The 14,063-nt window shown below is 41.0% G+C and carries 13 protein-coding genes; 1 reads left to right on the plus strand and 12 read right to left on the minus strand.

Translation table 11 applies throughout. From position 1 onward, the window contains the following. The first annotated feature begins 119 nt into the window (after nt 1-119). Nucleotides 120-764 carry a hypothetical protein gene (locus tag ACMYR3_RS10985; RefSeq protein WP_424191994.1) on the plus strand — a complete coding sequence of 215 codons (645 nt, stop codon included), beginning with the start codon at nt 120-122 and terminating at the stop codon, nt 762-764. Between the two features lie 40 nt (nt 765-804). Here the strand turns inward: ACMYR3_RS10985 and ACMYR3_RS10990 are convergent, their stop codons facing one another. The 12 genes from ACMYR3_RS10990 to ACMYR3_RS11045 form a co-directional block, all read right to left on the minus strand. After that, nucleotides 805-1,104, minus strand: a complete 300-nt coding sequence (locus tag ACMYR3_RS10990) for a hypothetical protein (protein ID WP_424191995.1) — start codon at nt 1,102-1,104, stop codon at nt 805-807. A gap of 381 nt (nt 1,105-1,485) precedes the next feature. After that, on the minus strand, nt 1,486-1,713 hold the full coding sequence (locus tag ACMYR3_RS10995) for a hypothetical protein (RefSeq protein WP_424191996.1): 228 nt from the start codon (nt 1,711-1,713) through the stop codon (nt 1,486-1,488). 1,268 nt (nt 1,714-2,981) lie between these two features. Beyond that, entirely contained in the window at nt 2,982-3,611 is a 630-nt protein-coding gene (locus ACMYR3_RS11000) for a CoA transferase subunit B (RefSeq protein WP_424191997.1), read from the minus strand. 67 nt (nt 3,612-3,678) lie between these two features. Next, on the minus strand, nt 3,679-4,383 hold the full coding sequence (locus ACMYR3_RS11005; RefSeq protein WP_424191998.1) for a CoA transferase subunit A: 705 nt from the start codon (nt 4,381-4,383) through the stop codon (nt 3,679-3,681). 140 nt (nt 4,384-4,523) lie between these two features. Further along, complete coding sequence (locus tag ACMYR3_RS11010) at nt 4,524-4,799, minus strand: HU family DNA-binding protein (RefSeq protein WP_424191999.1); 276 nt, start codon at nt 4,797-4,799, stop codon at nt 4,524-4,526. Between the two features lie 42 nt (nt 4,800-4,841). Next, nucleotides 4,842-5,825, minus strand: coding sequence for a GTP 3',8-cyclase MoaA (gene moaA / locus ACMYR3_RS11015; RefSeq protein WP_424192000.1), 984 nt, complete (start codon nt 5,823-5,825; stop codon nt 4,842-4,844). 2 nt (nt 5,826-5,827) lie between these two features. After that, nucleotides 5,828-6,262 carry a carboxymuconolactone decarboxylase family protein gene (locus ACMYR3_RS11020; RefSeq protein WP_424192001.1) on the minus strand — a complete coding sequence of 145 codons (435 nt, stop codon included), beginning with the start codon at nt 6,260-6,262 and terminating at the stop codon, nt 5,828-5,830. Nucleotides 6,263-6,550: 288 nt separating this feature from the next. Next, on the minus strand, nt 6,551-7,921 hold the full coding sequence (locus ACMYR3_RS11025; protein WP_424192002.1) for a methyl-accepting chemotaxis protein: 1,371 nt from the start codon (nt 7,919-7,921) through the stop codon (nt 6,551-6,553). A 601-nt stretch (nt 7,922-8,522) separates the two neighbouring features. Then, a complete protein-coding gene (locus ACMYR3_RS11030; RefSeq protein WP_424192003.1) occupies nt 8,523-9,599 on the minus strand; it encodes a hypothetical protein in 1,077 nt (358 codons plus the stop codon). Between the two features lie 43 nt (nt 9,600-9,642). Beyond that, nucleotides 9,643-10,086: a DMT family transporter gene (locus ACMYR3_RS11035; RefSeq protein ID WP_424192004.1), complete on the minus strand. Its 444-nt coding sequence runs from the start codon at nt 10,084-10,086 to the stop codon at nt 9,643-9,645. A 20-nt stretch (nt 10,087-10,106) separates the two neighbouring features. After that, the gene (locus ACMYR3_RS11040; protein WP_424192005.1) at nt 10,107-10,949 is read right to left on the minus strand and encodes a 4Fe-4S dicluster domain-containing protein; all 843 of its coding nucleotides are present in this window, start codon (nt 10,947-10,949) and stop codon (nt 10,107-10,109) included. 25 nt (nt 10,950-10,974) lie between these two features. Next, the gene (locus ACMYR3_RS11045) at nt 10,975-13,953 is read right to left on the minus strand and encodes a molybdopterin-dependent oxidoreductase (RefSeq protein WP_424192006.1); all 2,979 of its coding nucleotides are present in this window, start codon (nt 13,951-13,953) and stop codon (nt 10,975-10,977) included. Nucleotides 13,954-14,063: the final 110 nt, after the last annotated feature.

A 14,063-nucleotide genomic window follows, 5' to 3' on the forward strand; every position in this document is an offset into this window, starting at 1 on the left:
GCCAAGTTGAGTTTGTATAAGGCTAGTCCAAACATACTATTGTTCAATTTCCATCGACATATTAAGGTGAAGGCTGCACACCAAGCTCACCTCAGTAACAGTAGATAAATAGATTGCCTATGCGTAGAAATAAAGTCCTGCTTTTGTTGATGTTTGTAAGCTTCTTGCTTTTTTCGTCATTGGCTTACGCCACAGTAGAGGAGATTGAGCCAGATGTTGAGATAAAAGCCTGTTTGCCTATTAATCAGGAAACGCTCTCCCTATTACCTGATGGGGAAACCATATTGACTAATTTCATAAGTTTACTGACTCAATTTAAGAACTCATTTACCAGTATCCGTGTAACTGCCTGGAGAGGAAAATCAAACCTCGAGCAAGAAACTACATGGCACACATTTTCCATTCTAGAAAACGGTGAGAAAGATCACGTCCGTGATTCTCATAGCTGGGTAAGCCTAAGCCAAGGACAAGAAGTCGAGCCTATGCCAGAAATTCCTGCCGACTTTTCGGATCAGGTTCAAGACGACGTAGTGATTGTGCGTAACTTAATTGGAGAGCAACTCTTCAACGTGCAATGGATCGACGTGGCGTTTTATAAGTGGTTAAAATTTCCAACGTGCCCAGTTCATATCAGGGCCTCACTACATACTCGTGAAAAGGGCGAGTTGTGCGATCGAAACTCTCGTCAATGTCATTTTGTTTGTGATGTTGAAGAATGTCGGAGAGATAGAAGCCCTATCTCGATTTGGAGTCAGATGCAATGACTCTAGGCATGCGCCATTTACCCGAAATAAGTGCTAACTCTTAGATAGTAACGGCTTGGCTGTAGCGATACCAATCATCCATATCGATTTCAGGATCAGCATAAAAATAGTGGATCAGGGAGAGAAAAAGCCCTTTTGCTTTGACAGAGGCAAGCAGCAAGGTAGAGGATGCGCGCCCACACTTGATCAACCATTCATGCCTACCGGCGAACACTTTGCAATCGAAAATGCCTTTTTGTGCGCCGTCCTGCACCGCTTTATAGAGAGAATAAACTTCATCAGGAGTTTTGGGTGCTGCTTCTTTGAAAAGCCATTCTTCCATATCAGTCATGGTGGTCATGATCAAACCCCTTCAACTATGCAGAGCAGTCAGTATAGTAAAAATTTGCGCCGAATTAATGGGATTTAGATCGAAGGAAGAAATACATTCAGGGCGGATTCTTAACAAACGTTAGCATCAGCGCTATTCCGGGAGTCGTCAACAAGACGGATGCTACGAAGATTAATAACACCCAGCGAAGCTGAAGATATTTGCTTTTGAAAACCCTATAGGTGCAGAGAAATACACTCATAGTGGATAGAGCGCCTAGCGTCGACCAGATTAAGACATCACTACCCCAACCCGTTAGCGCAGCACCGATGAAAGTAAACGCACTCAGCAACGCACATAAGGCGACGGGGGCAAGTGCCAGGATGGCAACAATGCGAAGGGTCTTGCTAATCAGACGAAAATATTGCTGCATAAAATGGCACACGAGAAATGAACTACCTTTGAGAAATCAGTTTGATCCACGCCTTCAGCGATGATGCCTTCGAAGTAGATATATATTGTCATCAAACCTGCCGCCGAATGGCGCGCCAAACTTGCAGCACTTAGCTTTTTACCCACCATCACTGAAGTGTTTAATTGCCCACTTGGTGTCCTGGGCTTAATGCGAGTCAAAGCCATATTAGGGCGATCAAATCTAACGACTGCCAAAGAAGCGTATTGGCGAGATCAACTCATCCATCATTTATCCAATATTGAGTTTTGGATTCCAGTCAACTTGACAGCTTATGTGATTTTTAAGCGCCTACTAGACCAAGACATCGTTTCAAAAAAGCAGTTACGCCGACTACTCGCTGCTTCGACAGTCTCATCGCAGAAAAATGGCCATATCGAAATTGGACATCACTGGTTTACTAAGTCGTTAATCATATTGGCGATGCTCGCATTCATCACAACAAGTGGCTATTTTTTCTATTTTGTCGTAGCGGCTCATTCGGCAGAGCCTGTCCACACTATAATTTTGTCTATATTTTTTATGTTGCTTTACTTCATACCTTGCGGATGGGGGCTCTGGTTTTTAGGACCATTTAGTTGGCGTGCTAGTCTAAAACTCAATGAGATCCTTATGATTTCATAACTGACCATTAAATATTAAGCATAGGGCAGCTTCCTGCATTGTATTCGATTACTCAATCCAAGCGCACGTGTTTACTCATTCCTTAAAAAGCAGTGGTCTACGCGTTAAATGCTGAAAATTACAAGGTTAATCAGAATACTTTGCTAAGCAATTGAGGAATGTGGATAAGGCGATCTCGGATGAAGGGGAATTACCGTTCTCGGAATCAGACAGTGGATTGCTGTTTGATTTGCCTTTCAATTTGTATGAATGAACTAGTGTAAAGTTGACTACAATTTTAAATTATTCCGAATGGGCCGATGCGTTTGGCGATGTAAATATAACAATGGTGTTGCAGAAACAGAAGACTCATCACTGTCATATCATGAAAACAGAGAATTTTATCGAGCACTTTAAGCATTCACAGGCATTCAACCAAAAAGAGAAATGATCCAACAAAAATATTTATAAGTTATCAATGATAGACAAGAAAACTATCTAAATTAGTAGTTCAATATTTAATGCATGACTAGCTCTCTTAATCTGGCAAATCAACTGTCTCATAACACTTACAAATCCACGATTTTCTTTGGTTTTTTGAATAAATAACAGGTAATCCGGATTTTTGACCGTATTTAGCTGCAACACCCAACTAATCAACTCAGACTAATTTCTTATAGCTTTTCATCGATTAGCTTGTTTATTCCTATATTTGCTTAATTTTAGCTATTCCCTACTTAATTATGGACTTTGATTGCATCTTCTAAAAGAAATCAAAGTAGTCGATGAAATTTTCATGAAAATGAATTATGCGAATAATTAATTTATATTATTAAAATTTCAATGCGGCTCCGGTTTTCCGGGTCAATTCTTCCTGAGTCACATCCGGTGCCAACTCCAGCACCGTCAAACCATCTGGTGTGACTTCAATCACCGCCAAGTCGGTAATGATCAGATTGACCACGCCCAGCCCTGTCAAAGGCAAATCACACTCTTTAAGAATTTTATGGACATCACCCTTGGCAACATGCTCCATGAGTACGACGACACGTTTGACGCCTGCCACCAGATCCATCGCGCCGCCCATGCCCTTGATCATTTTGCCTGGAATCATCCAGTTGGCCAGATCACCTTTTTCACTGACCTGCATCGCCCCCAAAATCGCCAGACTGATGTGACCACCGCGAATCATGCCAAATGAGTCGGCACTGCTAAAAATACTGGAGCCTTTTAAGGTCGTCACCGTCTGCTTGCCCGCGTTGATCAGATCGGCATCAATCTCATCTTCAGTTGGAAACGGGCCAATTCCCAGCAGACCATTTTCTGATTGCAGCCAGACTTCCATATGATCGGGTACGTGATTGGCAACCAAGGTTGGCAAACCAATCCCCAGGTTGACGTAAAAACCATCCTGCAATTCTTTGGCAGCCCTTGCTGCCATTTCATCTCTTGTCCAAGCCATGCTTCATCCTTCTTGAATTCGGTTCAGAAAAACTTTCTTGAAACGCTTTTTAGTCGCACCAGCCGCTTTATTTGGAAGGCGTGATGGTGCGTTGTTCAATGCGTTTTTCCGGGGTGGCATTGACCACAATGCGCTGAACAAAAATACCCGGCGTATGAATTTCATCAGGTGCCAGCTCGCCGTTCTCGACCAGAATTTCAACTTCGGCAACAGTCATCTTGCCAGCAGTGGCGACATTGGGGTTGAAATTACGTGCGGTCTTGCGGTACACCAGATTACCGGCACGATCGGCCTTATAGGCCTTGACCAAAGCCACATCGGCTGTCAACGCTCGCTCCATCACATAAGTCTGGCCGTCAAACTCGCGCAATTCCTTGCCCTCGGCAACGATGGTGCCCACGCCAGTCTTGGTAAAAAAGGCGGGAATGCCGGCACCACCGGCACGCAGCTTTTCTGCCAGTGTGCCTTGGGGTGTAAATTCCAGCGCCAGTTCTCCAGACAGGTATTGGCGTTCAAATTCCTTGTTTTCACCGACATAGCTGGAAATCATTTTTTTGATTTGACGCGTCGTCAGTAATTTACCCAGGCCAAAGCCATCGACGCCAGCATTGTTGCTGATGCAAGTTAAATCCTTGACACCCAGATCACGAACTGCGTCGATCAATGCCTCAGGTATGCCACACAAACCAAAGCCGCCTACAGCCAAGGTTTGCCCATCTTTTAAAATATCTGCCAATGCCGCCTGGGCACTGCCATACAGCTTGTTTGCCATGCCGATCCTCTCGTTGGATTGAATAATGCCCGATCATTTTCAGTCAGGATCAATTGCGCAAGAAATAATTTAATTAAAAAAATTATTTATCAGGGATATCCAGATTTCACAACAATGTGTTATTTACACGCTAACATAGTTTAAGGATTAATTGCATCTTTAAGATTCTTAATAGGGTTAAAAACAGCTACTCGACGAGCAGTTATAAGCATCTTATCTCCCGTTGCCGGATTTCGACCTATTCTTTCTTTTCGCAATCTAGCACTCAATTTACCAATGCCTGGTAGGCAAATTTCATCGCCTGCAAGCAATGCTTTTTGTGCTTCCAATCCAAGTTCTTTAAGGAAAAGATTAATCTCTTTCATGTTTAAATCAGTTCGCCTAGCTAATCTTTTAATAAGTTCTGTCTGTGTCATACATTTATTCCAAAAATTAATAAAGTGCGTATAAAAATCTAATTAGCCACCAGTCATTGACATGTAACGTAGGACTTGAGGGACTTCCATTTGGCTGGAGAAATCATGACTATGTGGTTTAATGCCCATACATTCAACAATAACTTTGCGTATATCTTCGTCATTTCCTCCATTCCGCATAATTGAAAGCAAAGATATTGAGTCGTTGTGACCTAGGCACGGATACAAATCTCCCTTAGCAGTAATCCGGATGCGGTTACATGAATTGCAGAAATTGTTACTATGTGGCGAAATAAAACCAATACGCGTCTTCATGCCTGGAATTCGCCAATATTTCGCAGGTCCACCTGATGACTCTAACGTTGGAAGCAAATCGAAAGATTTTGAAATTATCGTTCGTGCCTCATCAGACGAGATAAAAGTCCCCTTACGATTAGCTAACTCTCCTAGTGGCATTTGCTCAATGAAAGAAATATCTAGTTCGTTTTTCAAAGAAAAATTCACAAGATTAACGAACTCGTCGTCATTAATACCTCGCAACATTACTGTATTTATTTTTGTATAGTTGAAACCTGCTGCTTTAACAGCTTCGATTCCTTTCATGACTTTACCTAAATCACCTATCCGGGTAATTTTTCTAAATCGATCCGATATTAAAGAGTCAAGGCTAATGTTAATTCGTTCGACACCGGCATAACGAAGTGGCTTTGCAAATTGCTCTAGTTTTGAACCGTTAGTGGTGAGAACTATTGAATCAAGGCGACTCAACCGACTAAGTTGCTCAATTAGCCACATAACATTCTGACGTACAAGTGGTTCTCCTCCGGTAATGCGCAATTTCTTAATCCCCAATTCAACGAAAATTCTAGCAATACGAAAACACTCATCTAGAGTCATAACGTCTTGCTTAGGAAGAAATTTTATATTTTCTGACATGCAGTAACTACAACGAAAATCACATCGATCAGTTATAGATAGACGAACATAATTTATTTTTCGTCCATATTTGTCGATTAGCTCATTCATTATTATTCCGGGATACTAGATTTAGAAGCGACACATTTTGAATTTCTTTCCTCAAAAATATCGCGAGCGACTTTTAGCCCATTAATTGCAGCAGGAAAACCAGCGTAGATAGTCATCTGGATCATAATCTCAACAATCTCCTCAATTTGACAACCGACATTGAGTCCTCCACGTATATGAATAGCTAGTTGATGAGGTGCAGTACCAAGCACAGTTAGTGCTGCAATACTTACAAGTTGCCTTTCTCTCAATGTTAAACCCTGGCGAGAATATATTTTGCCAAATGGAATATCGACGATTAAACGCGACATATCAGGCGCCACATCTGCAAACAGTGCATCAAAAGCAGCCTTAGCTGTTGGATCTAATGTATCAAGAATCTTTAAACCTTGAATGTAACGAAAATTTTCGCCATGAACTTCATCCTCAATAGACATTAGTTGATCCCAACCTTTCAATATATTTTTCGATAATATAATTACAAGATTCCTGAAAGTTTCCAACTCATATCCAAGACTAAGAATTTATTCTTTTTAGAATTAAAGTAATTTCTGTTTGTAATTTTTTAATATCACTCATTTAGTAATAAATTTCGTTTTTTCCATCGAGTACTTTTTATAAAAATTCAAGTACGAAATCGAGCTACCGCAACTTGAAGCTGTTGTGACATTGCAGCTAATTTTTTGGCGGTTGAGGCTACCAAGTGTGCGCTTTCGCTATTTTCTTTACTCATCATCGACATTCGAGAATGTATTCTCTGAAACTAACTCGTTGGTAGCACGCTGCCCTAATAAAGTCTCAGAAATTAAACCAATCGCTGCACCTGACTCTTGAGCTAGATTCCTGATCTCCTGAATTGACTTCCCTGATGAGGAGGTCATAACTACCCCTTGAGCTGCACATTGTGTTGCCAACTCCATACTTGAAACAACATTTCTAACACCGTCCTGGATACTGTAGATCATGTTACCGATTTCGTCCGTTGACATCGCTGTCCGCTCAGCAAGACGTCTTACATCATCAGCAACTACAGCAAAGCCTCGACCATGCTCTCCTGCGCGCGCAGCTTCAATAGCTGCATTTAATGCCAATAAATTAGTCTGCTCGGCAATTTCCTTGATCGTATTCAATATTGTGGAAATTCTTCCAGAGTCTTCACCTAATTGAGCAACTACTTTTTCTGACTGATGAACTGCCTCAGAAATCTTGTTCATTTCAGTAAGTGTTTCAGCGACTATATGACTACCGCTTATCGCACTTTTCTCCGTTAAAAGTGCTACTCGATGTGCCTCTTCAGCATTATCAGAAATTGCAGATATACTGCTTCCTAGTTTAACGATGGCAGACAACATTAAAGAGACAGCATTAGTCTGGGATCTAGCTCGCTGATCCATCTTCTCTGACATTGTTGAAAGCGACTCAGCTGCACTAGAAATTTGATTGGCGCCCTCCAGTACAGCCTGTACAGTTTTTTGAAAGGAACCAACCATTTGATTAAAAGCTTCCGCTGTTCTTCCAACTTCGTCATGTTTCAATTCATCAACACGAAGCGTCAAATTATTTCCACTTTGAACCTCATTTAGCGTACTTTCAAATTTCCTCAAAGGAATCAAAATTCCCCTAGCCATAAATATTGCAAGCCCTCCTAGTATCAACAGAGAAACCACAATCACAACACCTAATTTAAGCGCCTTCGCAGAAAATATTTTTTGCACCTCATCATTGTATGTACCTAAACCAATCACAATACCCCATGGCTCAAACAACTTTACATATGAAGTTTTTGCAATTGGCTGACTTTCCCCTGGTTTAGACCAAAAGTAATTGACGAAACCTGCACCTTGATTCTTTGCAACTAGTACAACCTCTTTGAATAGATACTTACCCGATGCGTCCTTTATTTCATCAAGTGATTTTCCTTCTAGATCTGGTGAAGCCGGATAAACGAGCATGCGAAGTTGTATGTCATTCATCCAGAAATAACCTGCCTCACCATATCGCAGGCTACGTATTACATTAAATACCGCCTCTCTAGCTTGCGTATCAGTCATCATACTTGTTTTCTCTAATTGATAAAATGTTCTGGTACTCCGCAAGCACTCTCAACAAGTTCTTGTGTTTTTATTTTTTATCTTGCATCAAAGCACTGATTTCTGACCTCAAACCGAATACCGAATACCGAATACCGAATACCGACAACAATACCAAACTCGTTAGAGAGGTCATAACAAATAAAAGTATTTTTCTTTTAATAGTTAACACTAGAACTCCTTCACATATAGTAATTATTTATTGAAACCACTTTCACTGTTCTTAGAATAAGAAGAAATCATATAAATAAATACTCAATTTGCTTTGCAAATCAATTATCTATTTCATGAAAGTAATAATATTGAATTTCAATTCAATAATTTAAAATTATCTATAAAAAAATGGCCCGCACTGCGGGCCAATAAAGCCCGATTCACTAAATTCCAGCCGGAATATGGAGAAGACATTCGATGGCTGAAATAGGAGTAATAGTGAATCGATGGAGACCGTTAGAAACCGGACTATGTATTATTTCTAAATTCAAATTAACAACATAAATAATTAGCCATAAAAGTCTTATAAACTAATAATTTTATGGAAATTCTGTACAGAAAATTAGTGCTAAATAAAATCCATTTAAATTACATTTTTTGTATTCTGTAAGTCTTATTCTATTTTTAAGTTACTTGTAGATAGAGGCCAAAATTGAAGATAATTTGCATACATAACCATGGTTGGAAAGGTAACTGCCAACATACTTGAAGCCAACCAAATCTCCATAGAGTATGTTGGCCGACCACTAGCCAAAAGAAAGTTATTTAGCAAAACAGCTTGGTATAAATTAAGCATGCCTTTTGCGATAACGCAAGCTATAGCTGTCATTATTAACCCGCGGAAGGGTTGAAATAAATTCATAACTGGCAACCCTTCAAACATAATCAATACTATAAACAATCCAAAAATTAAAGAGACACAGACTTCGGTCTGAAATGTCACTACATCCATACCCCCCCACACAACAAAACAAAACCACATTAGGAATACTGTCAAGGCTGTTAAAAGTAAATTTGCTATTCCAAACAAAGGTTGTTTGGTTATGGACGGAAAAACTTTTGATAAAGCCGTGATTGGCCAGAAATCAAGAAGCACAAAAATAAGAACAATAGCCACGGTTGCAATACTCAAGGCCAGAGGGTTCCAAGCCATGTACAAACCGTCTGGATCAAGCATCTTTCGATAAAATGGTGCCTCACTCAAAAATCCGAAGCTAAAAAGAATCTGAAAGAGTAGGTAAGCTAGTACGTACGTCGATACCATAAGCGCAATCCCAAGAGTTCCCTGATTTTTAAAAATCAGTTTTAATGGCCATGCTTGAAAAGGAATGATCAGCCACAAGGCTATTGGTACCGTAAAAATCAAGTACATGTTGACGAAGGGCGTAGGAGGCGAGATGTTGCCACCAATAAATTTTAATGCGCCAAATCCAATAATACAACCAGCAATTAATGTGAATAAAATAAACATAAGCCCACGTACCGGCTGTTGAAGAACTGCAATAAATTGCGGGTACTCACAACGCCATAGAAGACTAATGATCATTTGTGTTGGAACCATGGAAACGAGAAATAGTGTTACCCATCCCATTAATAATTCTGGCTTCACTGAAATGCATGCAAATAAAGAAAGACTTACAACAAGAAATGTTGCCAATCCTCCTTTGAAAAATAAGTAAAAATTTTTCATTTGCTCTTTCAAAAAATATTTATTAGAGATCTGCTCTACGTAATTAATTATTGCTTATCAACAACGCACCAGCCATTAAGAGCACCGCCCCAGCAATACGTAATGGAACTAGCTCTCTAATCTGCATTCCAATTAATCCACTTTGATCTAAAAACAGAGCCATACCTAATTGCCCTGTTATGATTAGAGCCATTGTGGTTCCAGCTCCAAGCTCGGGAGTTACCGTAATAGTGGTAAGTACAAAAATAACCCCCAAGGAGCCGCCAAACCACATCCAGTATCTAGGGCCACTTAAAACCTCTACAGTAGGTAAACATGGAGAAATGCTGAAATGCAGGACCGCGAGAAAAAAAGTGCCAGTTAAAAATGACGCTAGGCTGGTCAAAATTGGACTTATTAAATAAGTTCTAAGCTGCCCATTAATGGCTGCTTGAACTGGCAAAATTGCTCCTGCAACTAAGGCTTGCAATATCATCCAAATCCGCATGATCTTTTCCACTCCAACCATCAGGATAAGCAAACATCGCCAAGATAAAGACTTTCTTCATACACCTCTCCGATAAGCCTAGCTTTGCCAAAATCTGAGTGTTGAATTTCAATGACATAGTTCCCACTGCCCGGAGTTATGTTGTCGAACTTAAAATCACCGAAATCATCAGTAACTAGACGTTCGACCTCCTTATCTTCATGACTTAAGATCACGATAGCTCCTGAAATACATTCTTCCACACCACACAATTGTGCAACTACGGACCCTCCAATGAAACACTTATCAAAGCGATGTAGATTTTTATAATAGATACGCGGTTTGGTATCAAATTCTGGCCTCAGTACTTCTAAGCCGTCATTTTTCACAATCTCATTCATTTCATCATCACTGATTTTTAATGCCTTTAATGCGCCAGTTGGACAGGACTGCGAACAGCGTGGCTCGCTCCAGCCCTGGTCAAGTAGATGGGCATCAAAGAACCATGATTGTGGAACTTGGTGGTCTTCATTCCACCAAATATTGCCGTAAGGACAAGTATCAATTAGATCTTTACGCCCTTTAGCTTTAATTGGATCAATAATTACAATACCGTCATCTCTTTTATTTATGGCACTATTAGATTTGGCGACACAAGGAGCGTTATCACAGTGATTGCACATACTTGGTAGGTATGCAGCATCAACCATAATTTTTTCTCCACGTACTTTGCGCTCTATACGAATCCACTGATGACCGTGTCTTGGCTGCGGCATTGAATATCCAGGAAATTCGTTACTCTCAAATTCATCTTTTAAGGCAAGTGTACAGTTATGACAATTTTCGCAACGAGCTACATCAATAATTAAATTCCATTTGTTCATTGTGATATCTCCTAAATTATTATGATCACGCAGCTACTATTTCTTCACTGTATGGAATCCAGCGCTCTATATTTACAAGACAAGAATTTGAACCCATCCCGTCAGTATTCTTAACTTGTGGTCTACGTGGTGTGAGTGTATTAACACAACCTCCACGATCGACTCGACCAAAACGAGGATCAAGGAAAATGTCATACTCAGCGCTTGACTCAAAACTCTTTACTACCCCTTTAGCCGTCAAAGGAGAAATGTCTACCGCACAGATAACGCTGCCTCTATCATTGAATACACGAATCAATTCGTGTTGCTTTAAACTACGTAGGCGTGCATCCTCTGGATTCATACGCATTACCCAGTAATAATAGCCATCGACCAAAATACGATGATCTTCGATATCATTAATCGTGGAGTCCTTGCCATCACCATAAGTATGGAAACTGTAACGCGAGTGAGTAGATACCATCTGCAACGGGTATTTGCTGATTAGTTCAGATGTATGAGGCCCCTCCCATGAATGGATATATCGATTTAAAGCGGGACGTTCTGGATTATTTGGATCTCCCCGTTGAATAGAGTTAGAAACAAATTCAATTTTTCCAGATTGTGTCTGTAATCCTTTTCCGAACTCTCCGGACCATTGTGAGGGCAAGGGAATGGGTTCTGGCACATCTTTGTGTCGTCCTTCTGCAAACCAACGAAAATAAGCAGGATCACGGGTCTTCTCTGGCTCAGCAGGAATGACAAAATAGCCCTTCTTGATAAACTCCTTCCAACTAGTGTAGTTAACTAGATCAGAAGCTTCAAACATTCGCTTACACCAATCTACTTCACTGCATCCTTCAGAGAACATTGCTCCCAGTCCAAGACGATTAAGAATACTGAGGAAAATTTGATAATCGGACTTAGACTCACCAAGCGGATCAATACATTTATGCTGAAAGATAACCATACGGTGATTAATCTGGTCAGTATTGTGATGAATGTAGCCCCCTGAATTACCCCAGTCGCTAATATCTACTCGCTCGAAAGATGTACATGCAGGCAAGATAACATCGGCAAACTGGGCTTCTCCCTCAAACCAAATAGACTGGTTAACTACGCACTCCAAAGATTCATGGCGATACATCTCAACAAATCGGTCGGAGTTTGCAACTGTTCCAAAGGAGGAGGCACCATAACGATATAACATATGTACCTTAGAATAACCGGGCATTGGATACTCATAGGGGGCAAACTGGGCTTCAAGGGAAGACCCATCCCATAGGTAACCTTTAGCGTAACCGTTAACAATAGCGTCAGGTAATCGCTGCCTAGGAATCATTTGTTTGACTGGATTCATAGTCAAAACGTGAGGCATACGACAGTAAGTATTGACCGCACCAGCTGTAAAGTTGAGCTCTCCAGAAATACCGCCTTCTGCATAACCGGGAAACCAGAAAGCATGATCAAGTGGTGTTCCAGCTTGTAGGTTGCCAAAATTTATTCCAGGTTTGCCTAAGCCTTGCATGGCCATTAACAAAATCATATGGCGCGCCCATTGTGATCCTGTAGCTGATCGACAAGCCCCACCAAACCCAGTACCAAGACCGCCTGCTGCTAAGTAAGTCTTTTTCCTTCCCCAGCTTCTTGCCAATGCACGAACATCCTTGGCAGGTACTCCGGTCTCAGGTTCCTGCCACTCAGGAGTCTTCGGGATTCCATCTTCTTCTCCCATAACATAGGCTTTCCATGCATCAAAACCCGTAGTGCGTACTGAGACATACTCCTTATCATATAGCCCTTCCTTGATCCAAACATACATGATGGCAAGTGCCAAAGCTGGATCCGTGGTTGGTTTAATTGGAATCCAACGTCCACCGTATAACTGAGCTGTTGGATTTAAATGTGGATCAATATGAATAAAGTTAATGCCAAGTTCCTTGGCCCAGAAACGACGCTGCGTACCTTCAAGACCACTGGCATATCCATTGGTCGTCTCAGGATCACTTGACCAAAATATAATTTGCTCGGCCTCTTTCAAACAATCTTCAACCAATCCTGAGAAACCAGGAAGTCCAACCCTTAATGAATTTCCAAAATGATGCTGAGCCCCCCAATACCATCCCTCCCAACTATCTGGATTAGGATGAACACGAGTAAAGCCAATTAAATTTCCGAACCGCAACATAGCGGAAAGGTAATAACCAACGTTTCCCCACTGATGATGTGAGCCACTAAATAATGCCATTGCACCTGGACCATGAACTTTCTTCTGGCGGGAAATTTCTTTGGCAACAATATCCAGCGCTTCATCCCAGCTGATACGTACATATTCTGACTTTCCTCGATTCTGTATATTACGGTCTCCATTAGGATCGAAATCAACCCGCCTCATCGGATACAGTATGCGTTTTTCTGAGTACACCAGTGACTTAAGACACATGGCATGTGGATTAATCATGCCACGACGAATTGGCGTAAATTTCTTTCCACGCGCAGTGATAGTCCAGCTTGGAGCATCCGTATCATCGAGGTCAATTGGAGTCATACGCACGATCTTGTCATTTTTAACGTAAACGAAAAGTGGGCCACCATTGGTGTTTGTGGTGTAGCGAATAATGCCATCATTCATTTTCTTACCAAATTCCCAACCACCCGATTGAGTCATGTTAAGCAGTTGCATGAACCAAACTACGGTCTCATCTGGACCTAACACTAACACCCGAAAATTTTTCGCCGCATGAATAACCTCTGCTTGGCTAACTCCAAGTTTGAGAAATAGCAGAGCCGTACGTAGATCGTTGAAACGCATTGTCACATCGGGAGCTGAATGAATCCCAGCATGAGAGCTTATTTGGCAATTCTCGATAACGTAATAGCGTCCAATGCTGTCATCCTTCAATTTAATTTGGGCAATACATCTACGGCCCTTCACATGCTTGCTTACTAATGGATAATTCTTTATCGATTTGCGAATGATGTGTGTCAAACCAAACAGAATGACTTTGAGCATGGTTTGTTTCATTTATTGTCTCCTATGTACTGTTTTGTGAATTGCTTTCTACTAATACAATCTTCGAACCTAGCTTAGGTGAATCGGTATCGGTAGATATCCACATCAGTACAGCAGTAAAA

The sequence above is a fragment of the Ampullimonas aquatilis genome (assembly GCF_049675895.1).
Classification (GTDB): Bacteria; Pseudomonadota; Gammaproteobacteria; order Burkholderiales; family Burkholderiaceae_D; genus Ampullimonas; species Ampullimonas aquatilis.

Excerpts from the sequence above, each read along its gene's own strand:
- ACMYR3_RS11035 (WP_424192004.1), bottom strand. The coding sequence starts at position 10,086 with ATGCGGATTTGGATGATATTGCAAGCCTTAGTTGCAGGAGCAATTTTG.
- ACMYR3_RS11010 (WP_424191999.1), bottom strand. The coding sequence starts at position 4,799 with ATGACACAGACAGAACTTATTAAAAGATTAGCTAGGCGAACTGATTTA.
- ACMYR3_RS11000 (WP_424191997.1), bottom strand. The coding sequence starts at position 3,611 with ATGGCTTGGACAAGAGATGAAATGGCAGCAAGGGCTGCCAAAGAATTG.
- ACMYR3_RS11005 (WP_424191998.1), bottom strand. The coding sequence starts at position 4,383 with ATGGCAAACAAGCTGTATGGCAGTGCCCAGGCGGCATTGGCAGATATT.
- ACMYR3_RS10990 (WP_424191995.1), bottom strand. The coding sequence starts at position 1,104 with ATGACCACCATGACTGATATGGAAGAATGGCTTTTCAAAGAAGCAGCA.
- moaA (WP_424192000.1), bottom strand. The coding sequence starts at position 5,825 with ATGAATGAGCTAATCGACAAATATGGACGAAAAATAAATTATGTTCGT.
- ACMYR3_RS11030 (WP_424192003.1), bottom strand. The coding sequence starts at position 9,599 with ATGAAAAATTTTTACTTATTTTTCAAAGGAGGATTGGCAACATTTCTT.
- ACMYR3_RS10995 (WP_424191996.1), bottom strand. The coding sequence starts at position 1,713 with ATGGCTTTGACTCGCATTAAGCCCAGGACACCAAGTGGGCAATTAAAC.
- ACMYR3_RS10985 (WP_424191994.1), top strand. The coding sequence starts at position 120 with ATGCGTAGAAATAAAGTCCTGCTTTTGTTGATGTTTGTAAGCTTCTTG.
- ACMYR3_RS11045 (WP_424192006.1), bottom strand. The coding sequence starts at position 13,953 with ATGAAACAAACCATGCTCAAAGTCATTCTGTTTGGTTTGACACACATC.
- ACMYR3_RS11020 (WP_424192001.1), bottom strand. The coding sequence starts at position 6,262 with ATGTCTATTGAGGATGAAGTTCATGGCGAAAATTTTCGTTACATTCAA.
- ACMYR3_RS11040 (WP_424192005.1), bottom strand. The coding sequence starts at position 10,949 with ATGAACAAATGGAATTTAATTATTGATGTAGCTCGTTGCGAAAATTGT.